18 protein-coding genes and 1 pseudogene are annotated in these 20,769 nt (G+C 65.2%); 7 read left to right on the top strand and 12 right to left on the bottom strand.

Translation table 11 applies throughout. The annotated features are described in order from the left end of the window. The first annotated feature begins 1 nt into the window (after nt 1). Nucleotides 2–628, top strand: coding sequence for a hypothetical protein (locus tag TEF_20460; protein ANK82909.1), 627 nt, complete (start codon nt 2–4; stop codon nt 626–628). 37 nt (nt 629–665) lie between these two features. On the opposite strand, the gene TEF_20455 is transcribed toward TEF_20460, so the two are convergent. The 4 genes from TEF_20455 to TEF_20440 are packed head-to-tail and all read right to left on the bottom strand — an operon-like array spanning nt 666 to nt 4,783. Next, nucleotides 666–1,757 carry a hypothetical protein gene (locus tag TEF_20455; protein ANK82908.1) on the bottom strand — a complete coding sequence of 364 codons (1,092 nt, stop codon included), beginning with the start codon at nt 1,755–1,757 and terminating at the stop codon, nt 666–668. Continuing rightward, nucleotides 1,754–2,308, bottom strand: coding sequence for a phosphonate metabolism protein/1,5-bisphosphokinase (PRPP-forming) PhnN (locus TEF_20450; protein ID ANK82907.1), 555 nt, complete (start codon nt 2,306–2,308; stop codon nt 1,754–1,756). The genes TEF_20455 and TEF_20450 overlap by 4 nt, the downstream gene beginning before the upstream one ends. Next, nucleotides 2,305–3,390: a 4Fe-4S ferredoxin gene (locus tag TEF_20445; GenBank protein ANK82906.1), complete on the bottom strand. Its 1,086-nt coding sequence runs from the start codon at nt 3,388–3,390 to the stop codon at nt 2,305–2,307. The genes TEF_20450 and TEF_20445 overlap by 4 nt, the downstream gene beginning before the upstream one ends. Continuing rightward, nucleotides 3,377–4,783, bottom strand: coding sequence for a tricarballylate dehydrogenase (locus TEF_20440; GenBank protein ID ANK82905.1), 1,407 nt, complete (start codon nt 4,781–4,783; stop codon nt 3,377–3,379). The genes TEF_20445 and TEF_20440 overlap by 14 nt, the downstream gene beginning before the upstream one ends. Nucleotides 4,784–5,022: 239 nt before the next feature. Here TEF_20440 and TEF_20435 point away from each other — a divergent pair. From TEF_20435 to TEF_20415, 5 genes and pseudogenes are all read left to right on the top strand, one after another. Next, nucleotides 5,023–7,284 (top strand): annotated as a pseudogene (locus TEF_20435) (excinuclease ABC subunit B). A 2,639-nt stretch (nt 7,285–9,923) separates the two neighbouring features. Continuing rightward, on the top strand, nt 9,924–10,634 hold the full coding sequence (locus TEF_20430) for a GTP cyclohydrolase (protein ANK82904.1): 711 nt from the start codon (nt 9,924–9,926) through the stop codon (nt 10,632–10,634). 65 nt (nt 10,635–10,699) lie between these two features. Further along, complete coding sequence (locus TEF_20425) at nt 10,700–10,987, top strand: hypothetical protein (GenBank protein ID ANK82903.1); 288 nt, start codon at nt 10,700–10,702, stop codon at nt 10,985–10,987. Between the two features lie 224 nt (nt 10,988–11,211). After that, nucleotides 11,212–11,556 (top strand): hypothetical protein, encoded by a 345-nt coding sequence (locus TEF_20420; protein ANK82902.1) that lies wholly within the window; start codon nt 11,212–11,214, stop codon nt 11,554–11,556. A 38-nt stretch (nt 11,557–11,594) separates the two neighbouring features. After that, nucleotides 11,595–12,776, top strand: a complete 1,182-nt coding sequence (locus TEF_20415) for an MFS transporter (GenBank protein ANK83633.1) — start codon at nt 11,595–11,597, stop codon at nt 12,774–12,776. Nucleotides 12,777–12,900: 124 nt separating this feature from the next. Here the strand turns inward: TEF_20415 and TEF_20410 are convergent, their stop codons facing one another. Then, nucleotides 12,901–13,689 (bottom strand): 1,4-dihydroxy-2-naphthoyl-CoA synthase, encoded by a 789-nt coding sequence (locus tag TEF_20410; protein ANK82901.1) that lies wholly within the window; start codon nt 13,687–13,689, stop codon nt 12,901–12,903. Between the two features lie 100 nt (nt 13,690–13,789). Next, entirely contained in the window at nt 13,790–14,536 is a 747-nt protein-coding gene (locus TEF_20405) for a 2-hydroxycyclohexanecarboxyl-CoA dehydrogenase (GenBank protein ID ANK82900.1), read from the bottom strand. 88 nt (nt 14,537–14,624) lie between these two features. Between TEF_20405 and TEF_20400 the strand changes: the two genes are divergently transcribed. Then, the gene (locus tag TEF_20400; protein ANK82899.1) at nt 14,625–15,383 is read left to right on the top strand and encodes a hypothetical protein; all 759 of its coding nucleotides are present in this window, start codon (nt 14,625–14,627) and stop codon (nt 15,381–15,383) included. A 39-nt stretch (nt 15,384–15,422) separates the two neighbouring features. Here TEF_20400 and TEF_20395 read toward each other — a convergent pair whose 3' ends face one another. The 6 genes from TEF_20395 to TEF_20370 all read right to left on the bottom strand — a co-directional run bounded on the left by TEF_20395 (nt 15,423) and on the right by TEF_20370 (nt 20,766). Continuing rightward, nucleotides 15,423–16,274 carry a hypothetical protein gene (locus TEF_20395; protein ID ANK82898.1) on the bottom strand — a complete coding sequence of 284 codons (852 nt, stop codon included), beginning with the start codon at nt 16,272–16,274 and terminating at the stop codon, nt 15,423–15,425. Nucleotides 16,275–16,293: 19 nt separating this feature from the next. Beyond that, nucleotides 16,294–16,830, bottom strand: coding sequence for an adenine phosphoribosyltransferase (locus tag TEF_20390; GenBank protein ID ANK82897.1), 537 nt, complete (start codon nt 16,828–16,830; stop codon nt 16,294–16,296). Further along, nucleotides 16,830–17,708 carry a methylthioadenosine phosphorylase gene (locus TEF_20385; GenBank protein ANK82896.1) on the bottom strand — a complete coding sequence of 293 codons (879 nt, stop codon included), beginning with the start codon at nt 17,706–17,708 and terminating at the stop codon, nt 16,830–16,832. The genes TEF_20390 and TEF_20385 overlap by 1 nt, the downstream gene beginning before the upstream one ends. A gap of 31 nt (nt 17,709–17,739) precedes the next feature. Then, nucleotides 17,740–18,651: a hypothetical protein gene (locus TEF_20380; protein ANK82895.1), complete on the bottom strand. Its 912-nt coding sequence runs from the start codon at nt 18,649–18,651 to the stop codon at nt 17,740–17,742. Between the two features lie 76 nt (nt 18,652–18,727). Next, nucleotides 18,728–19,507, bottom strand: coding sequence for a cytochrome C (locus tag TEF_20375; GenBank protein ANK82894.1), 780 nt, complete (start codon nt 19,505–19,507; stop codon nt 18,728–18,730). Nucleotides 19,508–19,509: 2 nt separating this feature from the next. After that, nucleotides 19,510–20,766 carry a cytochrome B gene (locus TEF_20370; GenBank protein ANK82893.1) on the bottom strand — a complete coding sequence of 419 codons (1,257 nt, stop codon included), beginning with the start codon at nt 20,764–20,766 and terminating at the stop codon, nt 19,510–19,512. Between the last annotated feature and the right edge of the window lie 3 nt (nt 20,767–20,769).

Raw genomic sequence — 20,769 nt, 5'->3', positions numbered from 1 at the left:
CATGCGTCCATTCAACCTTCTGGCGGCTGTGGCGGGACTTGTCCTGCTCATGGGCTGCGCCCGGGTCCTCGACACCCAGGTGACCTCGGTCAGCGACCTGCCGGAGGGCCGCGCTGCCGGCGCGACCATCGCCGTCATCGGCGCCAGCGAGGACATTGCCCGCTCCCTGATCTTCCGGCGCGCGAAGGATCGTATGGCCGCGGAGTTCCGCGAGCGGGGCTTCGTCGTCGTCCCCAACGATGCCGAGCCGCGCTATGTCGCCGCGGTCGATTACCGGATGGGCGAGGGCGAGACCACGATCCGCGAACTGTCGCAGCCGGTCTTCGGCATTGTCGGCTATACCCGCATCTCCTCCGGGGGCAAGGTTCGTCTTGCCCCGGTGCACGGCATCATCGGCTACGAATGGGTGCCGATCAGCGTGACCACCTATGGCAGCGCGCTGATGGTCTACATCCACGACACGGCGCGGGAGGAGGGTGAGGCCCGGGTCTACGAGGGCCGGGTCACTGCCCGCGGCTCCTGCGGGCGGCTGGACGTGGTGCTGGACGACATGATCACCGCCCTGTTCGAGAAGTTCCCCGATCAGTCGGGCCGCGTCCGGGTCAAGAGCGAGCTCGACTGCGATTGAGGCAGGACCGTGGCGCACGCGACGGCGGGCTGGCCGCCTAGCGGTCGACGCGGTAGCTCTCCAGCACCTCCGGATCGGGTTCGAAGCTGATGCCGGGCCGGTCGGGGACGGAGATCATGCCCTGCTCGGGCAGCGGGATCGACGGGTCGGGATAGGCTTCCGGTTTGATCCAGAAATGCTCGAACAGGCCGGCGCTCGGCTTCGCGGCCATCACCTGGGCGGTGGCCCAGTAGCCGGGCCCGAAATAGGGCGAATGCGGCATCACCGTCTTGCCCAGCGCGGCCGCCGCGTCGCAGATCGCCGCCATTTCCGTGACCCCGCCGACCTTGATCACGCTTGGCTGCACGTAGTCGATCTTCGGCAGGGTGCGGCGGAACTCGACCAGGGTGCAGGCGTTCTCGCCGCTGGCAATGGAGACGCCGAAGGCCAACTGCAGCGCGCCCAGCGTCTCGGCGTCGTCGGGCGGGAAGACCGGCTCCTCGACCCAGTAGAGGCCGAGGCGCCGCATTTCCGGCATCAGCGCCCGCGCCTCCTCGAGCGTCCAGTTGCAGTTGACGTCGGTCGTCACCTTCACGTCCGGCCCGGCTGCGTCGACGCCGGCCTCGATGCAGGGCAGCGCGATCTCGTGCAGCTTCACCGTCTCGTAGCCGCGGCCCACGGTTTCCCTGGTGTATTCGCGCACCTGGCCCGCATCGCCGTAGCGGACGAGGCTGGCATAGGCCGGAATCGTCCCTCGTACCCGCCCGCCGAGCAGCGTGGCGAGGGACACGCCCTTCTCCTTCGCGGCGATGTCCCAGAGGGCGATGTCGACCGCGGAAATGGCGAAGATGGTGATGCCGTAGCGGCCGTGCAGGTGCAGGCGCCGCTGCAGGATCCGGTTGAAGGCGGGGATGTCGTCGATCTCCGCGCCGACGACCAGCGGCAGGACCATGTCGCGCAGCGCAGCGATCGTCGCCCCGGCGCAGTGATAGGCGAAGCCGTCTCCCCAGCCGGTGACGCCGTCCTCGGTGGTCAGCTTCAGCAGCGCCACGTCCAGATGCGTCCACTGCTGCGGCATCAGCCCCGTGCCGGCGCTGCCATCGGTGAAGGGGATCTTCAGGGGTATGATCTCGGCGTCGCGGATCTTCATGTTTGGCCTCCTTCGCCGCGGATGATCGCCGTGAAGCGTTCGATCTCCGCGTCCAGCGGTCCCTCGTTGGAGAACTCGATCACCCCCGGACCGGCGGGTCCCGGCGCGGCGGCGCGGCCGAGGCGGCGCTCGATCTCCGCTTCCGTTTCGCGGCCGCGCGCCAGCAGGCGCTGGCGCAGCTTGTCGGCCGGCGCGGTGACGTGGATCGCGGTGACCGCGCCGAACTTCCGCCGCGCTTCGCCGATCACGCCGCGGGAGACGTTGGCGATCACCGTCCGCCCGGCCATCAACTCGCCCGAAAAATCCGGCAGGCCATAGCGCAGCCCGTGCGCGTCCCACCAGAGCGGGAAGTCGCCGGCGGCGCGGCGTTCCTCGAAGGCTGTCTCGGAGATCTCGTTGTGATCTTCGCCGCCGGCCGCGGCGGGGCGGGTGATGTAGCGGCGCAGGAACAGATATCCGGGGTCGCCGGCCAACGCCTCTTTCGCGCCGTCGAGCAGGCTGTCCTTGCCGACGCCCGACGGGCCGGCGACCAGCACCAGACGTCCGGTCATGGCTTTGCCCGCCGTTTCTCGCCCTCGTCGCGGATCAGGGCGAGCGTCCTGTAGAGACCGTGGACCATCTTGGTGTAGGGCAGGGCGAGGAACAGCGCCAGCACCGCCCCCAGGTGCAGGACCAGCAGGGCCGGCATCGCCGGCGTCTCCCGAAGCCCGTAGAGCGCGAGGCCCGTGAGCCCGGTCAGGAAGAGCAGCACGGTGAAGGCGCTCTCCCCGCCTGCGCCCCGGCTGACGCCAAGCTCCGGTTCGGCGCGGCGCTTCAGCCAGAGCAGGCCGCCGGTCCCGAGCACCAGCAGGATGCCCCCCGGCACGCCGAACAGCTTGGGCAGGCTGACCAGATCGTAGGGCGCCGGCGCGCCGAAACCGTAATGCAGCACGGTCCCCGCGGCGGTCGCGGCGAAGCAGAGCAGGAAGCCCCAGAGCGTCGCCTGGTGGAAGTGGCGGCGCGCCTGGCTGAAGCGGTCTTCATCCTCGAAATTGCAGCCCTCCGCCGCGCCGCCCTTCAGGTTGGTGAGCGTCATGGCGTGGTGCAGCCCGTGCGCCGGGGCCGCGCCGAGATCGCGCGTCGCCCGCCAGTAGCGGGCCCCGCCCACCGCAATCGCCAGCAGCGCGAACAGGAAGACCGGCGCGAAGACCGCGATCATGGCGCCGTGGGGGATGACGGCATAGAAGCCGCCGCCATCGCCCGCCACCGCGCCGGCGAGCCAGAACATCGCCGCCACGCCGAGGACGAGGAGCACCGCGAGCCCCGCGCCGCGGTCGCGGAAGGCGCGCGCCAGGAAGCCCGGCCAGGCGTAATCGGCCCAGCTCTGCTGGCGCACGTCGGCCAGCGCGCGCGGCAGGTTCAGGGCGAACTCGTGCGGCGGCGCGTACTGGCAGGCGTAGTAGCAGCCGCGGCAGTTGTGGCAGAGGTTCGCCAGGTGATCGAGATCGCCGTCGGCGAAGGCGCGCCGCCGGGTCATGGCCGGGAAGACGGCGCAATAGCCCTCGCAGTAGCGGCAGGCGTTGCAGATCTCCAGCGCGCGCCGCGCCTCGGCCCGCGCCGCGTCCCCGTCCGGTATCGCCTCAGTTGCGGACATGCTTCGCCGCCTCCTCGCCCGCAATGCGCCCGAAGACCGTGCCGATGGTCATGCCGATGCCCGCCAGGTAGCCTTCGCCCAGGATGTTGCCGGCCATCACCTCGCCGGCGGCCCAGACATTGGCCGCGGCGCCGCCGTCGGCCATCTGCATGCGCGCGCGGTCGTCCACCTTCAGCCCCAGAAAGGTGAAGGTGACGCCGGGCCGCAGCGGCCAGGCGTAGAAGGGCGGCTCGGCGATGGGCCGGGCCCAGTTGGTCTTGGGCGGCGCCAGCCCCTCGGTCGCCAGTCCGTCCAGCTCGGTCGGGGTGAATGGCCGGTCGCCGCAGCAGGCGGCGTTGAAGTCTTTGATCGTCGCTTCCAGCCGTGCCGCGTCGAGTTCCAGCTTGCCCGCCATTTCGGTGATGGAGCCGGCCTCGATCGGCCGATAGACCGAGGGCATGAACAGCTCCCGGCTGGTGCGGTCGATGATGGCGTAGGCGACCTGGTCGGGCTGCGCCGCCACCAGCCGCCCCCAGATGGCGTAGCGTTTCGGCCAGACGTCCTCGCCCTCGTCGTGGAAGCGCTCGGCGTCGCGGTTCACGACGATGGAGAAGGGCACGCAGTCCAGTCGGGTCACGATCCCGCCGTCGAACTTCGGCGCCCGGCCGTCGATGGCGACGGCGTGGCACTGGGTCGGGTCGCCGACGGGTTCCGCGCCCTGGTCGAGCAGATCGGCCAGCACCACGCCGCGGTTGTAGGGCGTGCCGCGGATCAGAAAGTTCTCCGCCGCCGGCCCCCAGGCCCGGGTGAGCCAGTCGATGTCCCCCTGGAAGCCGCCCGAGGCGGCGATCAGCGTCTTCGCACGCACCCGATGTGTTTCGCCGCCGGCGCGGATCTCCGCCCCGGCGAAGAAGCCGTCCTCCAGCTCCAGATGGACCGCCTCGGCGTCGTAGACCGCGGTCACGCCCAGCGCCTCCGCCGTGCGGTAGTAGGCGTTGAGCAGCGCCTTGCCGCCGCCCAGGAAGAAGGCGTTGGTGCGGCTGAGCGAGAGCGTGCCGGAGAGCGAGGGCTGAAAGCGGACGCCGTGATCCTGCATCCAGTTCAGGCAGGCTTCCGAGGCGCGGATGGTCATGCGCGCCAGGTCCTCGTCCGTGCGCCCCTTGGTGACCCTGAGCAGGTCGTCGAAATACTCGTCTTCGGAATAGGCATCGGTGAGCGGCCCCAGCGGGCCTTCATGCATGCAGCGGAAATTGCGGGTGTGGCGGCTGTTGCCGCCGCGCCAGTCGCGCGGCGCGCTCTCCACGATCAGGACCTTCGCGCCGCGTTCGGCAGCGGTAATAGCGGCGCACAGCGCGGCATTGCCGCCGCCCGCCACCAGCACGTCCCAGTCCGTCTCCGCCCACCCCGCCTGCATGGCGGCGGAGTGTGCCCTCGCGTTGCCACAGGCGACAAGGGCAAAGGTCGAGCGGCAGGTTGAAAAGCCCCCTCCCGGCCCCGCCGGTGCGGGTCCACCCTCCCCCTTGTGTGAAGGGGGAGGGACGGGGCGGGGATCGTTCCCACTTCCAGTCGATCCGGGCGCCGCGGAGAACAAAAGTCGACCGGCGGGCCTTTTCGAACGCTGCCCGCTGACGCATATTGGCCCCCATGGCGACCTCCCTCGGACAGATCGACAGTTCCTTCCAGCGCGCGCTGCAGGAGGCGGAGGCCCCCGTCTGGCTGCCGGAGCGGCCGGAGCGGCCGGAGAAGAGCGAGGGCGGGCGGCGCCTGCAGATCGCCTCCGACTACGAGCCCGCGGGCGACCAGCCTCAGGCCATCGCCGAGCTCGTCGCCGGCGCCCGCAACGGCGACCGCGACCAGGTGCTTCTGGGCGTCACCGGCTCGGGCAAGACCTTCTCCGTCGCCCATGTCATCCAGGAAGTGCAGCGGCCGGCGCTGGTGCTGGCGCCCAACAAGACGCTGGCGGCGCAGCTCTACGGCGAGATGAAGTCCTTCTTCCCCGAGAACGCGGTGGAGTACTTCGTCTCCTATTACGACTACTACCAGCCGGAGGCCTATGTCCCGCGCACGGACACCTATATCGAGAAGGACGCCTCCATCAACGAGCAGATCGACCGTATGCGCCACGCCGCGACGCGGGCGCTGCTGGAGCGCGACGACGTCATCGTCGTGGCCTCGGTCTCCTGCATTTACGGCATCGGCTCGGTCGAGACCTATTCGGACATGACCATGACCCTGAAGCGGGGCCAGCGCATCGACCAGCGCGCCCTGCTGCAGCGGCTCGTCGAACTGCAGTACCGGCGCAACGACGCCGCCTTCCAGCGCGGCGCCTTCCGGGTGCGCGGTGATACTGTCGAGGTCCATCCCAGCCATCTGGAGGACCGGGCCTGGCGCTTCAGTCTGTTCGGCGACGAGCTGGAGGAGATCGTCGAGTTCGATCCGCTGACGGGCTCGAAGTCGCAGGCCCTCGACGACATCAAGCTCTACGCCAACAGCCACTACGTCACGCCCCGGCCGACGCTGCAGCAGGCGGCCAAGCACATCCAGGCGGAGCTGAAGGTGCGGCTGGAGCAGCTCCACGGCGAAGGCAAGCTGTTGGAGGCGCAGCGCTTGGAGCAGCGCACCATGTTCGATCTGGAGATGATGCAGGCCACCGGCTCCTGCCCCGGCATCGAGAACTATTCGCGCTATCTCACCGGCCGCCCGCCCGGCGCGCCGCCGCCGACGCTGTTCGAGTACCTGCCGGAGAACGCGCTGCTGATCGTCGACGAGAGCCACGTCACCGTGCCGCAGATCGGCGGCATGTTCCGCGGCGACTTCCGCCGCAAGTGGACGCTCTCCGAATTCGGCTTCCGCCTGCCGTCCTGCGTCGACAACCGGCCGCTGAAGTTCGACGAGTGGAACGCCATGCGCCCGCAGACGCTCTATGTCTCGGCCACGCCCGGCGCGTGGGAGCTGGAGCGTACCGAGGGCGTGATCGTGGAGCAGGTCATCCGCCCCACCGGCCTGGTCGACCCGCCGACCTTCGTCCGCCCCGTCGCCGACCAGGTCGACGACCTGATGGCGGAGGCCCGCGAATGCGCGGCCAAGGGCCAGCGCGTCCTCGTCACCACCCTGACCAAGAAGATGGCCGAGGATCTGACCGAGTATCTGCACGAGAACGGCGTGAAGGTGCGCTATCTCCACTCCGACATCGACACGCTGGAGCGCATCGAGATCATCCGCGACCTCCGCCTCGGCGTCTTCGACGTGCTGGTCGGCATCAACCTGCTGCGCGAGGGGCTGGACATTCCCGAATGCGGCCTCGTCGCCATCCTGGATGCGGACAAGGAGGGCTTCCTGCGCTCCGAGACCAGCCTCGTGCAGACCATCGGCCGCGCGGCGCGCAATGTCGACGGCCGCGTCATCCTCTACGCCGACAAGATGACCAACAGCCTGACCCGGGCGCTGGACGAGACCGAACGCCGCCGCAACAAGCAGATCGCCTACAACGAGAAGCACGGCATCACGCCGCAGTCGATCCGCAAGAACATCTCCGACGTGATGCAGAGCGTCTACGCCCGCGATTCCCTGACCGTGGAGATCGACGACGACACGCCGATTCTGACGGGCAAGGACCTGAAGCAGGTGATCGCCGACCTGGAGAAGCGCATGCGCGAAGCGGCCGCCGACCTGGAGTTCGAGGAGGCGGCGAAACTGCGCGACCAGATCAAGCACCTGGAGGCGGCGGAGCTGGAGATCGCCGCCGATCCCATGGCGCGGCCGAAGGGGCTGGCCGAGGCCATGGCCTCCTACGCTCCCGGCGCGACGAAGGGCAAGGGCGGGGCGAAGGACGGCAAGTCGGGCCGCTACAGCCGCGGCCGCACGAAATCCGGCCGGCCGGGGGCGAGGCCGAGCGTCAAGAGCCGGAAGCGGTAAATGTTTTATCTAGTGAACCACCAACAATTTCTTGGCACTTTCTCCGAAAATTCTCGATAGCTTGGACTATTTTCAAACATAGTTGTGTGTCTGCATCTAGAAAGCATGTCAACACCATCTATTGTCTCCTTGTATGATTGCGAGTTATTTTGAAAAAGCTTTTTCATCTTTCCTTTGGATTTATGTCCATCTCCACCTAGCTCCTGATTTTCTAGACTTGAATCAAGTCTATTTTTCGGTACATCGATATCCGCGAATATCCAAGATTCTATATCTCGATCAGGCACACCGACAAATATATTTTCTTCACCGGTCAGATTTTTCAGCTCTAATTCTACGTAACGGGCGATTTCACCATGTCCTTTTTCGCGTGCTTCCCGATCAAAAATTATCAGGATTGCGTCACATTTGTTTACCATGAGATTAATCAATGTCTCAGCTCGTCTCACTATTTGGTCTAAATTAACATTATCCCCGTTAATACCTAGTACTCGGACAGGTCTATTTTTGCATACCTTTTGAACAAACCCTTTTTCTAACTGCCCTTCAACGATAAATCCAAATTCAGTCATCTAAAGCGCCCGCATAGTAGTAATAACCAAGACCAAACCCTGTTTTTGAAATTTCTTTCATCAGCATCTCAACATCTTCGATTCGAGAAGCTGTAGTCTTTCCGTTTATATTCTTAATGAGAACAACTTCCTCTGGTCGAACAGCATTGAGTAATGTCTCGCTATGTGTGGTCAAAATAGAGAATCCACCTCTACCTTGCCGCTCAAGTTCGGACCGCATTATATCTACTATCTGATTTTGCATATTTGGGTGCAAAAAGTTTTCCGGCTCTTCAACCGCAAATATAGTTCCAGGCAGAGCAATTGCTGTCATTAGAGATGTCCATTTTAATGTCCCGTCAGATATGGCCTCAAGCGGGATTCGAAGCTTGCTTCCTTCACAATCCAAAACGAAATAGACTTCTATTTCATTTCTAAGAATATTATTATTAACTTCTATATCTACTATTTGGGGGTTCACCAAATTGACATGCCTTTTTATCGAATCAAAAATACGCCGAGATGGTCTAAAACGAAATCCCGACCGATTTCGTTGTCTTGCAAGTCGAAAAACGTATAAGCTTCCCCGTCGTCTCATGCTTTTTTCAATAGTTATTAGATAAAAAAGAGTAGAGGCAAGCCCACTACCGTCTTTTTGGATTCCAGGAGGGCTTGTACTGTCTTCTGAGCCACGAATTTTCGCAGGGTCTACCATAATAGCAGTATTACCGGTCAAATCATTTAATATTTGCCGGGTTTCTATAATAGTCCTCTGTAGCATTTTAAGAAAAGATTCTCCATCAATAAGTAATTCAGGTAATTCATTTTCCAATTCATCTGTTCTCCAGTTCAAATGTCCAGTTTTTCGGCGAGATGGATTAAATATCCGTTTGTCAATTTTTTCCACTCGAACTTTGGGTTGAAAATCATTTTCCTCACTTTGTTCGCATACAATATCTAAATCCCACAACTTTGCCTTAATACCAGCCCGGCGGAGTTTGATTTGTTCTTTAGCAACAATTAGAATTGTCTGATCAGCAATAGCAGCGATTGTGGCTCCATATTCATATTCAAAAGTACGCTTACGCGCGCCGCTACCGTACCATTTTGTTATTTTTCCATAAATTAGGAAATTCAACCGCTTTACCGATTTTCCGTTATCTTCTTGAGAAAATAGATAACGACTGCCACCAAGATTTGATATTGCCGAATTTAAATTATCATCAACAAAGTGACTAACGAATTCAAAGAATTTTAGTATGTTTGTTTTTCCAGAGCCATTAATTCCAATCATAACATTTAGGCCAGAATGTATTGACATGCTAAAGTCGCGAAGTGAGCGAAATCCATCAACATAAATCCCATCAATCATTGCTTAATCCAATCCTGAAGAAAATCAGTGTATTCATGCTATTTCATAGGCTCCGTAATAAATATGCCGACGAATATTTCTAACAACACATTCTCTCCATTTGTTCGGGTCATCACGCCGCCGCAACAACAGCTTATACGGACGCCCGTCAAAAAGGCAATTCTACTGTGACAGTCGCTAGCGGGAATTTGCACGAATCTTGAAACAGCACCTAGTTGGATAGTGAGGAGGCGTCGTCAGCATGAGCGGAGTATGTTAACGGGCGGAAGCGACTTCCGAATGAATGCCGAATGAAGATTTAGGAGCATGTTCCGGGTGAAGACAATGCCTCTACGAGTAGCGGCGAACGCCGTCGTCGCGCTGGCATCGCTAATCTGGTCGGGGGTGGCGAAAGACGGTTCTCCACAGTGGTTTTTTACCTTCTGTTCCGAAACTCTGACAGACTCCTGGCAAGGCGCGGCCCGGTGATCCACAACATCGATTGCGTCACCGCGCTGGAGCCGGGCGACGCCATGTCCCGCATCCGCGACTGCGTGGTGCGGGGCGTGAAGCACTGGATCGAGACAGGCGACGATGTCGCCGAAGATCGGTTCGGCTGGAATCCGCTCTATTCCCGTCCGCGGGCCATGGTGTGACGCCCGGCGCAAGCCCCTTGTTTCCGGTCGGTCCGGCGCGGCAAGGTGGAGTTCCCATCTCGAAGGAAGACAAGGTTCCGGATGACAGGCAAGGATGATCGGGAGGGCGCCTCGGAGCGGCCCGCTTCGGCGCGGATCCGCCAGCGCCTGAAGGACGCCGGCGTACGGTTCCACGCCAATGACAGTATCGCCGGCTTCATCGAACCCGGCGAGATCGAGGCCCTGGAGGCGGAGGTCGCCGACCGCATGCAGGGGGTCCTGGAGAGCCTGGTGATCGATACCGAGAACGATCACAACACCCGCGATACGGCCCGGCGGGTGGCGAAGATGTACGTCAACGAGATCTTCCGCGGCCGCTACCAGCCCCCGCCGCCGGTCACCGAATTCCCCAACGCGACCAATCTCAACGAACTGATGATCGTCGGTCCGGTGACGGTGCGCAGCGCCTGCAGCCACCATCTGTGCCCGATCATGGGACGGCTCTGGATCGGCATCATGCCGAACAGCGAGTCCAGTCTCATCGGGCTGTCGAAATACGCCCGTCTGGCCGAGTGGGTCCTGACCCGGCCGCAGATCCAGGAGGAGGCGGTGATGCAGATCGCCGACCTGCTGATGGAGCGGGTCGAACCCGACGGGCTCGCCGTGGTCGTCGAGGCGGAACATTTCTGCATGCACTGGCGCGGGGTGAAGGACACCGCCTCGCAGATGACCAACAGCGTGATGCGCGGCAGCTTTCTGGAAAATGCAGCCCTCCGGCGCGAGTTCCTGTCGCTGATCAGCCTGAAGGGCTGAGGCCGGCCGGCGCCGGCGGCGCGGGGGTCGGGCTGAACGGTCCCGGTTGCAAATTCACCTTGCGGATGAGGCAGATGATACACAGCATCGATTGCGTCACGGCGCTGGAGCCGGGCGACGCCATGTCCCGCATCCGCGACTGCATCTCCCGCGTCGAGGGCCGCATCGCCGACCAGCGCCGCGCCGGGGGCAAGGGCGCGGTGTTCGGCTTCCATCTGCCCGACGACCGTTTCGAGGACCTGCTGGACGGCCTGCCGGAACTGGCGGTCTATGTCGAGCGCGCCAACCCGCCCGAACGCGTCCGCTTCCGCGAGATCCGCTGCCGCCTGGCGCTGGCGTTCTCGGAGGGGTGAAGCGAGTCGCTGAACGACAGCATACACCGCTGGTCATGCCCGCCCCCGTGCGGGCATCCGGTTGCTCTGGCCGAGGCAAGGCGCGAACGCATCAGAACGCGCTCTCGGCCCCCCGGATCCCCGCACAAGCTTGCCCCTGACCCCGTTCGGGGGGCGGGGATGACAATGAGTGGGCGGGCCTTTCCGGACTTGTGCGGATTCTGAGGCCGACGCAGCATCCACTGATGGCTCGGGACCGTTTCGTCTACATCCTCACCGACCACCGGAACGGGACGTTCTATGTCGGGATGACGAACGACCTCGTGCGGCGCATGGAACAGCACCGCGCCGGCACGGCGGGCAGCTTCAGCGAACGCTATGGCCTCCGGCACCTCGCCTGGTATGAGCGCCACGACGATCCGAACATGGCGATACGGCGGGAAAAGCGTATCAAGAGGTGGCCGCGGGCGTGGAAACTGAAGACAATAGAAGCTTCGAATCCCGACTGGCGCGACCTGGCCTATTCGCTTGGCGGCGCCGCGATCCATGATTGCCCACGGATACCGGATCCCCGCACAAGGCGGGGATGACGCGGTGTTTCCGCGGCCTGCTGTTTGAGACCGTTCCCATGCGCCCCGCGAGTACGCCGCCGCACCTGATCACGCTGATCCTGCTGACCGCCACGGCGGTCTCGTCGCTGAACCTGTTCCTGCCGGCGCTGGCGCACATGGCCGAGGCGTTCGCGACCGACTACGCCACCATGAGCCTGGCGGTCGGCGGCTATCTGGCGGTCACCACGATCGTGCAGCTTGTCGCCGGGCCGCTCTCGGACCGGATCGGCCGGCGGCCCGTGGTGCTCGGCGCGCTGGGCATCTTCGCCGCCGCCTCCGTGGGCTGCGCCCTGTCGGACGACATCGAGACCTTCCTCGCCTTCCGCATGCTGCAGGGCGCAGTGATCGCCTGCCTCGCGCTCTCCATGGCAAGCGTGCGCGACACCACCACGGCGCAGGACGCCGCGACCCGCATCAGCTACGTCACCATGGCGATGGCGCTGTCGCCGATGCTGGGGCCGGTGCTGGGCGGCGTGCTCGACACGGCCTTCGGCTGGCGGGCGAACTTCTGGTTCTACGCCGCCGCCGGACTGGCGATGGCGGCGCTGGCCTTTGCCGACATGGGGGAAACCCACGCCAGGGGCAGCGGGGAGAGTGTCCGGCACGGCTACGCCACGCTGCTCAGGATCCCGCGCTTCTGGGGCTTCCTGGCCTGCATGACCACGTCGACGGCGGGCTTCTACATCTTCATCGCCGGGGCGCCGCTGGTCGCCACCGAGAGCTTCGGCATTTCCTCGGCCATGCTGGGCGTTCTCATCGGCTCGATCACCGCCGGCTTCATGCTGGGCAGTTTCCTCTCCACACGGCTGACGCGGCGGATCGGGATCGTGCAGATGATGCTGGCCGGCCGGATCGTCGCCTTCGTCGGGCTGGGGCTGGGCGCCGCCGTCCTGCTGGGCGGGCATCTGAGCCTCTGGACCTATTTCGGCGCGATGATCTTCGTCGGTATCGGCAACGGGCTGACCATGCCCAGCGCCCATTCCGGCATCATGTCCATCCGCCCCGACCTGGCCGGCACGGCCGCCGGCATGACCGGCGCGCTCACCGTCGCCGTCGGCGCCGCGCTCACCCTCATAACCGGCGTGCTGCTGACCCGGGCGGACGCGCCGCTGACGCTGCTGCTGATCATGCTTGGCTCGACCGGCATCGGCCTGGTGGCCGCGCTGCTGCTCAGGCGGGAGCGGCCGGCGCGGACCTGAACCATCCGGCGTCATGCCCGCCGCCGCAGGCGCGCGGGCATCGGGCCGCTGAAGCACCCTGATGCCCGCATTTCACCCGATCCCCGCGTCTCGCTGCGCTCGAACGGGGATGACGCCGGTTGGTCTACTTCACGTGCTTGCGGAAGTCGGGCTTGCGCTTCTCGTTCAGCGCCGTGACGCCCTCCTTGGATTCCTCGGTGTCGTAGTAGAGACGCAGCGCCTGGAAGGCGAGGCCGCCGATGCCCTTGATGTTCTCCGAATCGGCGTTGAACGAGGTCTTGGCCAGCGCGATCGCGGTCGGGCTCTTCTCGTTGATCTCGTCGCACCACTGGCGGACTTCCGCATCCAGATCGGCGGCCGGCACGACCTTGTTGACCAGGCCCATGTCGCAGGCCTCCTGCGCCGAATAGCGGCGGCAGAGATACCAGATCTCGCGCGCCTTCTTCTCGCCGACGCAGCGCGCCAGCAGGGCGGTGCCGTAGCCCGGATCGACCGAGCCCATCTTCGGGCCGACCTGGCCGAAGATCGCCGTGTCGGCGGCCAGCGTCAGGTCGCAGAGCGTCGCCAGCACGTTGCCGCCGCCGATGGCGTAGCCGCGCACCTTGGCGATCACTGGCTTGGGCATGTCGCGGATGGCGGCGTGAAGCTGCTCGACCGGCATGCCGACCGTGCCGCGCACGCCGCCCTGGTACTGGCCGTCATGGTTCTTCTGGTCGCCGCCGGTGCAGAAGGCCTTCTCGCCCGCGCCGGTCAGCACGATTGAGCCGATGTCCTTGTCGTAGCCGGCGTCGTAGAGCGCCTCGATCAGTTCCACCACGGTGCGGTAGCGGAAGGCGTTGTAGACCTCGGGACGGTTGATGGTGATGGTCGCGGTGTGGTTCTCGACCTCGTAGATGATGTCCTGCAGTTCCATTGTCTCTTTCTCTCTCCGCTTGTTCGAATCCGCCTGGCGCCTTCCGGCGGCGCCTCTGTTCTGTCCGGGTCCCCGGAGACGCCGGATCGGGAGGGCTGCCTTATCCGTTCATCGTCAGGCCGCCGGAGACGCTGATCACCTGGCCGGTGATGAAGGCGGCGTCGTCCGACAGCAGGAAGCAGACCATGCCCGGATAGTCCTCCGGCTGACCCAGGCGGCGCAGCGGGATCGAACGCTCCAGCGCCGTCTTGATCTTGCCCTCCGGGTCGAAGCCGGTGAACAGCGGCGTCTCGGTCGGGCCGGGGCAGACGGTGTTGCAGGTGATGCCCTGGCGCGCGTGCTCGCGGGCCAGCGTCTTCATGAAGGCGATGACCCCGCCCTTGCAATAGGAGTAGACGCCCTCGCCCGTCGAGCCGACCCGGCCGGCGTCGGAGGCCAGCGAGACGATGCGGCCCCGGCCGCGTTCCGCCATCTTCGACAGCGCCGCGTGGGTGACGTTGACGGGGCCGAACAGGTTGATGTCGACGATCTTCTTCCACAGCGCCGGGTCGGATTTCAGGAAGGGCACCATCTTGTCCCAGCCGGCGTTGTTCACCAGCCCGTCGACCGGCGCCATCTCCCGCTCGACCCGGTCGACGGCGGTAACGACCGCATCGTGGTCGGCGATGTCGAGAGCAAAGCCCTTCGCGCCGTTGCCGATTTCCTTCGCCACCGCCTCGGCGCCATCGCCGTTGAGGTCGAAGATGGCGACATGCGCGCCCTCCTCGGCCAGACGGGCGCTGATGGCGCGGCCGATGCCGCTGGCGCCCCCGGTGACGATGATGGTGTTGTCCTTCAGTCCGCGCACGGTGCAGTCCTCCCCAGTTCGCTTTGCGTTTGCCGGATTTTGTACGCTAGCTTATCAATTCGCGGAACCATGAACAGGGGAGGAGATCATGGCGGGATTGCTAGAGGGACGCGCGGTGCTGGTCACCGGCGCAGCCGGCGGCATCGGACAGGCGGCGGCGGTGCTGTTCGCCAGCGAGGGCGCGCAGGTGCTGGCCGCCGACCTCAATGCCGACGGCCTTAAGGAAACGGCCGAGCTGTCGGGCGGCAAGGTCCGCACGACGACGGCCAACGTGGCCAGCGAGGAAGAGGCCGACGGCCTGATCCGGCAGACCATCGACGCCTTCGGCAAGATCGACGGCGCCTTCAACAACGCCGGCATCGAAGGCGACTGGGGGCGCACGGACGAAAGCACGCTGGACAACTTCAACCGCGTCGTCGGCGTCAACCAGACCGGCGTCTACCTGTGCATGCGCGCCGAGATCCGGGCGATGCTGAAGGCCGGCAAGCCGGGCGCCATCGTCAACACGGCCTCCATCGCCGGCATCGCCGGTTCGATGTACATGCCGGCCTATATCGCCTCCAAGCACGGCGTGGTGGGCCTGACCAAGGCCGCGGCCATGGAATATGCGCGCAAGGGCATCCGCGTGAACGCCGTCTGCCCGGGCCCGATCAAGACCCGCATGCTGGACACGCTGACCGGCCATCATCCGCGCGCGCTGGAGGCGATGAGCGATTCGACGTCGATGAAGCGGCTGGGCGAGCCGAAGGAGATCGCGGAAGCGGCGCTGTGGCTGCTGTCCGACCGTTCGTCCTATGTCACGGGCGTCGCCCTGCCGGTCGACGGCGGCATGGTCGCCGGCCCGTAACGCCACCTGGATCGGCCCCGGACCGGTTCCGGGACCGCTTCAGCTCTCGAAGCCTACCAGCAGGCCGTTGGTGTCGGCAGGCGCGGTCTGGATCGAGCCGTCGGGGTCCAGCCGATAGGGCATGCCGCGGTCGTCCAGAACCTTCGCCGTGGCCGCCGTGTCGGCGACGCGGAAGGTCGCCGCGGCCATGTACGGCGGCGGCGGGAATTCATCGTCGGCGACGGCCGGGTACATCAGCGACAGGTGATCGGGCGTGACGAAGATGATCGCCGTGTCCCCGGTATGCACCGTCAGCGTATCGTCGGTCAGCACCGTGCAGCCCGGTCCCAGCAGCTTCTGCCAGGCTTCGGCCAGCGACGCCGGGTTCTCCGCCACGGCGACCAGCGAGGCGATCGAGAGGACGCCGTTGGGATGGTCCAGCCATTCGGGCGTGCGCACGATCTCCGGCGTGTCGTGGTGGCAGATGAAGCCGTTGATCACCGGCGCGGCGCCGTCGGGCAGCAGGATCAGCCGGAAGCGCGGCTCGACCTCGCCCTCGGGCAGCTCCAGCGGGCGTCGCAGGTCGACCGGCCCCCTGATGTCATAGCCCGAGGCCTTCAGCGCGGCGGCGGTCTCGTCGGCGTCTCGAACGGCGAAGGCGACCCGGTCCAGCCCCTCGCCATTGCGGGCCATGCGCTCGCGCAGGCCGCGGTCGGGCAGGTCGGGGTCGATGATGCCCATCAGTTCCACGTAGTCCGACGGGAACATGATGCAGTAGTTGCCGGTGGCCATGTCGCGGTGCCGTCCGCGCGGCGTAAGGGTGAATCCGAGCCGGCCCCAGGTTTCACGCGCGCCCTCCAGATCCTCGACCGCGATGACCAGATGATCGATGCCGGTGATGCCGTGTGACATGGCGGTTCTCCCTCGCGCTTCAGTCGCCTTCGAACTCACAGAGCGTCATCACGCTCAGCCCCATCTCCCGCAGCTTCGCCTTGCCGCCCAGATCGGGCAGATCGACGATGAAGCAGCAGCCGACGACCGTGCCGCCGGCCTTTCGGACCAGATTCACCGCGCCGGCGGCGGTGCCGCCGGTAGCCAGTAGGTCGTCGACGATCAGGATGTTCTCGCCTTCGCGGATGGCGTCGGTGTGGATCTCGATCGTGTCGGTGCCGTATTCCAGCTCGTAGTGTTCGGCGATGGTGTCCCAGGGCAGCTTGCCCTTCTTGCGCACCGGCACGAAGCCGACCGAGAGCTGATGCGCCACCGCACCGCCCAGCACGAAGCCGCGGGCCTCGATGCCGGCGACCTTGTCGATGCGCACGCCGGCATAGGGCTGCACCAGGCGGTCGATGGCGGTGCGGAAGCCGCGCGCGTTCGACCACAGCGTGGTCACGTCGCGGAACATGATGCCCGGCTTCGGGTAGTCGGGGATCGTCCGGATCAGGTCCCGGATATCGTCCAGCGCCATCAACGCAGCACCCGTCCGGCGACCGCGTCCAGGTTGGCGATCACATCGGGATCACGCGATTCCGGCGCGGTGATCAGGGCCACTTCCAGCGCCCGGTCGCAGCCGGCGGCGCAGGCTGCCCGGCGGCCGGCAAGCCTCGGCGCCGTCGCGGCCACGAGCTTCTGCGCCTTCTCGGCGTTGTCGTGCAGCACCTTCAGCACCGCCTCGACGTCGACATGGGCGTGGTCCTCGTGCCAGCAGTCGAAGTCGGTGACCATGGCGACGGTCGCGTAGCAGATCTCCGCTTCCCGGGCGAGCTTGGCTTCAGGCATGTTGGTCATGCCGATGACCGAGCAGCCCCAGTCGCGGTAGAGGAAACTTTCCGCCCTGGTGGAGAACTGCGGTCCCTCCATGGTCAGGTAGGTGCCGCCGCGGACATGGAAGATGCCGCTTTCCTTCGCCGCGGCTTCCAGCGCGTCGCCCAGGCGGGAGCAGACGGGATCGGCCATGGAGACGTGGGCGACCATGCCGTTGCCGAAGAAGCTCTTCTCGCGGGCGAAGGTGCGGTCGATGAACTGGTCGACGATGACGAAGCAGCCCGGCGGCAGTTCCTCGCGGAAGGAGCCGCAGGCCGATACCGAGATGATGTCGGTGCAGCCGGCGCGCTTCAGCGCGTCGATGTTGGCGCGGTAGTTGATGCCGCTCGGGCCCAGGCGGTGGCCGCGTCCGTGGCGCGGCAGGAAGACCATCTGCGTCTCGCCCAGCCGCCCGAAGAGCAACTCGTCCGACGGCTGTCCGAAGGGGCTTTCGATCCGCCGCCACTCGGTGTCGGTGAGCCCGTCCATCCCGTAGAGGCCGCTGCCCCCGATCACCCCCACGATCGCCTCGTCCTGGCTCAAGTCACCCTCCAGCAAATGATCCGCGCGGATACTAGCGCATCATCCGCCGGGGTACACCGACCAGCCGCTCATAGGCCAGCGACAGGATGCCCACCGCGACGGTGTAGAGCAGGATGCGGGGCAGGATGACGAGGATCAGGTCGAGAAACTTCTGGTCGGCCGCCCGCTCCGTGGCCAGCACCGCCGCGGGGAGATCGAAGATGGCCGTCAGCGCTGCCGCTGGCAGGCTGGCCAGGATGAAGGCGCAGACCAGGCGCGCGCCGTTGCCGCGCGTGGCTGCCGCCGACTCGGCGAAGCTCATGGCGCCGCCGATGGCGAGCGCGGGCAGCACCAGGAAGAAGCGCGCCACCAGAAAGCCGAGAATGACGGCGATGCAGAGCCAGTTCACGGCAGGGGCCCCCCAGGCCGCCAGCAGACCCCACGGGTCGTAGCCGGCCTGGACCAGCCACAGGATCGGGCCGCCCAGCAGGGGGCCGTAGATCGCGGTGACCGCCAAGCCGGTGACATAGCCCAGGCCATAGAGAACCGCGGCCGCCTTGAGATAGGCCCACTCGGCGCGTCCCAGCCGGTAGACCACGCGCGCGGACGGGTTGTCGGCGCCCATCAGCACCATGCGGTGCCAGGCGGTGATGACGGGCACGACCGCGATCATGCTGACGATGGTGAACAGCAGGCCGGCGATGCCCGGACCCGAATAGGGACTCAGTTCGATGGCGCCATAGGCCGCCGCGACGGAAACCGCGAAGGGCCGCCACATCAGCATGATGAAGATGTCGGCGTGACGCAGCAGGATCGTCCAGGAGCGCCCGGCGAGTTCGAGGACGCCGACGCGCGCCGCCGGCCCCTCGTCGCCCGCGGGCGGCGCCGCCGCGGGTCCGCCAACGGGGGGCCTCAGCCGGAACCCGGAAGCGCGCCTGCCGTCGGCTTTTCTCTCGCTGGCCATGGGTTGACGCTAACTCAAAAAAAAGGCCGCGGCGAACGCCACGGCCTTCTTTCCGGATGGAAGCCGGTGCGCTGCGTCAGTGCAGGCGGCCCCAGATCTGGCGCTTGGCGAGATAGAGCAGCACGGACAGCACGATCAGGAACAGCATGACCTTCCAGCCCAGCTGCTTGCGCTCCTCCATCTTGGGTTCGGCGGCCCAGGCGAGGAAGGCGGTGACGTCATGCGCCATCTGTTCCGGCGTCGCCTCGGTGCCGTCGGCGTATTCCACCAGACCCTCGGCCAGCGGCGGGGGCATGGCGATGCAGCCGCCGGAGAAGTAGGGGTTGTAGTAGTTGGTGGCGGAGCAGCCGTGCTCCTCCCCGGCGGTCTCGCTCTCGCCATAGCCGGTGAGCAGTGAATAGAGGTAGTTGTCGCCGTTCGGCCGGGCCTTGCTCATCAGTGAGAGGTCCGGCGGTGCGACGCCGCCATTGGCTGCGGCGGCGGCCTTGTCGTTCGGGAACGGCTCCGGGAAATAATCGAAGTCCTTGCCCGGCCGTTCGAACATGTCGCCGGCGTCGTTCGGCCCGTCGGTGATGGTGTACTCGGCGGCGATCGCCTTCACCTGGGGTTCGGAGAAGCCGATGGCTTGCAGGTTGCGGAAGGCCACGAAGCGCAGGCCGTGACAGGACGCGCAGACCTGCTGGTAGACCTGCAGACCCCGCTGCACCGAGGGCCGGTCATAGGTGCCGAAGGGACCGGAATGGGACCACTCGACATCCTTGGGATGCTTGGCTTCCCCGGCGGCCTGGGCCGCACCGGTGCCGAGGCCGACGGCGAGCAGCGCGGCCGCCAGCGTTTTCACAACAGGATGAGCCATGGTCACGCTTTCTCCTTCGGCGCGGCTGTGGCATCCGCCGACGCGGTCTTGCCGGATCCGAGCACCGCCTCGGCGATCGAGGTCGGCAGCGGCTTCGGCCGCTCGAACCAGCCGAGCAGCGGCATGATGATGAGGAAGTGGAGGAAATAGTACGCAGTGGCCAGCTGGCCGACGACCAGCATGGTGCCTTCGGGCGGCTGGCTGCCGGCATAACCGAGCACGATGCAGTCCAGGACGAAGATCCAGAAGAACAGCTTGTACTGCGGCCGGAAGGCGGCCGAACGCACCTTGGAGCGGTCCAGCCAGGGCAGCACGAACAGCACCGCGATGGCCGCGAACATGGCGATCACGCCCATCAGCTTGTCGGGAATGGCGCGCAGGATGGCGTAGAACGGCAGGAAGTACCATTCGGGCACGATGTGCGCCGGCGTCGAGAGCCGGTCGGCCGGGATGTAGTTGTCCGGATGGCCCAGATAGTTCGGCGCGAAGAAGATGAAGAAGGCGAACAGCAGGCCGAACAGCGCGAAGCCCAGGGCGTCCTTCACCGTGAAGTAGGGGTGGAAGGAGATGTAGTCCGCCGGCCCCTTGATCTCGATGCCCAGCGGGTTGGTCGAACTCTTCTGGTGCAGTGCGACCAGGTGCAGGAAGACCAGGCCGAAGATCACGAAGGGCAGCAGGTAGTGCAGGCTGAAGAAGCGCTGGAGCGTTGCATTGTCGACCGCGAAGCCGCCCCACAGCCAGCTCACGATCGGCTCGCCGATCACGGGCAGGGCGCTGAACAGGTTGGTGATCACCGTGGCGCCCCAGAAGGACATCTGGCCCCAGGGCAGGACGTAGCCCATGAACGCCGTCGCCATCATCACCAGCAGGATGACCACGCCGATGAACCAGATCATCTCGCGGGGCGCCTTGTAGGAGCCGTAGTAGAGGCCGCGGAACATGTGCAGGTAGACGGCGATGAAGAACATCGAGGCGCCGTTGGCGTGCATGTAGCGCAGCAGCCAGCCGAAGTTCACATCGCGCATGATGTGCTCGACGGAGCTGAAGGCGAGGTCGACATGCGGCGTGTAGTGCATGGCCAGCACGATGCCGGACAGGATCTGCACCACCAGCACGACGCCCAGGATGGAGCCGAACTGATAGGCGACGTTCAGGTTCCGCGGATAGGGATGCTCGATGAAGGCGTGATGCATCATCGTGAAGACCGGCAGGCGGTCGTCCACCCACTTGATCACCGAGTTGTTGGTCTGGAAGGACATCTT

This window comes from Rhizobiales bacterium NRL2, assembly GCA_001664005.1.
In the GTDB taxonomy this organism is placed as follows: Bacteria; Pseudomonadota; Alphaproteobacteria; order Minwuiales; family Minwuiaceae; genus Minwuia.
This window is presented reverse-complemented; position numbering and strand designations above follow the sequence as displayed.

Bases quoted from the DNA above. Each gene is read 5' to 3' on its own strand.
- TEF_20460 (ANK82909.1), top strand. From the start codon at position 2: ATGCGTCCATTCAACCTTCTGGCGGCTGTGGCGGGACTTGTCCTGCTC.
- TEF_20455 (ANK82908.1), bottom strand. From the start codon at position 1,757: ATGAAGATCCGCGACGCCGAGATCATACCCCTGAAGATCCCCTTCACC.
- TEF_20450 (ANK82907.1), bottom strand. From the start codon at position 2,308: ATGACCGGACGTCTGGTGCTGGTCGCCGGCCCGTCGGGCGTCGGCAAG.
- TEF_20445 (ANK82906.1), bottom strand. From the start codon at position 3,390: ATGTCCGCAACTGAGGCGATACCGGACGGGGACGCGGCGCGGGCCGAG.
- TEF_20440 (ANK82905.1), bottom strand. From the start codon at position 4,783: ATGCAGGCGGGGTGGGCGGAGACGGACTGGGACGTGCTGGTGGCGGGC.
- TEF_20430 (ANK82904.1), top strand. From the start codon at position 9,924: ATGACAGGCAAGGATGATCGGGAGGGCGCCTCGGAGCGGCCCGCTTCG.
- TEF_20425 (ANK82903.1), top strand. From the start codon at position 10,700: ATGAGGCAGATGATACACAGCATCGATTGCGTCACGGCGCTGGAGCCG.
- TEF_20420 (ANK82902.1), top strand. From the start codon at position 11,212: ATGGCTCGGGACCGTTTCGTCTACATCCTCACCGACCACCGGAACGGG.
- TEF_20415 (ANK83633.1), top strand. From the start codon at position 11,595: ATGCGCCCCGCGAGTACGCCGCCGCACCTGATCACGCTGATCCTGCTG.
- TEF_20410 (ANK82901.1), bottom strand. From the start codon at position 13,689: ATGGAACTGCAGGACATCATCTACGAGGTCGAGAACCACACCGCGACC.
- TEF_20400 (ANK82899.1), top strand. From the start codon at position 14,625: ATGGCGGGATTGCTAGAGGGACGCGCGGTGCTGGTCACCGGCGCAGCC.
- TEF_20395 (ANK82898.1), bottom strand. From the start codon at position 16,274: ATGTCACACGGCATCACCGGCATCGATCATCTGGTCATCGCGGTCGAG.
- TEF_20390 (ANK82897.1), bottom strand. From the start codon at position 16,830: ATGGCGCTGGACGATATCCGGGACCTGATCCGGACGATCCCCGACTAC.
- TEF_20380 (ANK82895.1), bottom strand. From the start codon at position 18,651: ATGGCCAGCGAGAGAAAAGCCGACGGCAGGCGCGCTTCCGGGTTCCGG.
- TEF_20375 (ANK82894.1), bottom strand. From the start codon at position 19,507: ATGGCTCATCCTGTTGTGAAAACGCTGGCGGCCGCGCTGCTCGCCGTC.
- TEF_20370 (ANK82893.1), bottom strand. From the start codon at position 20,766: ATGTCCTTCCAGACCAACAACTCGGTGATCAAGTGGGTGGACGACCGC.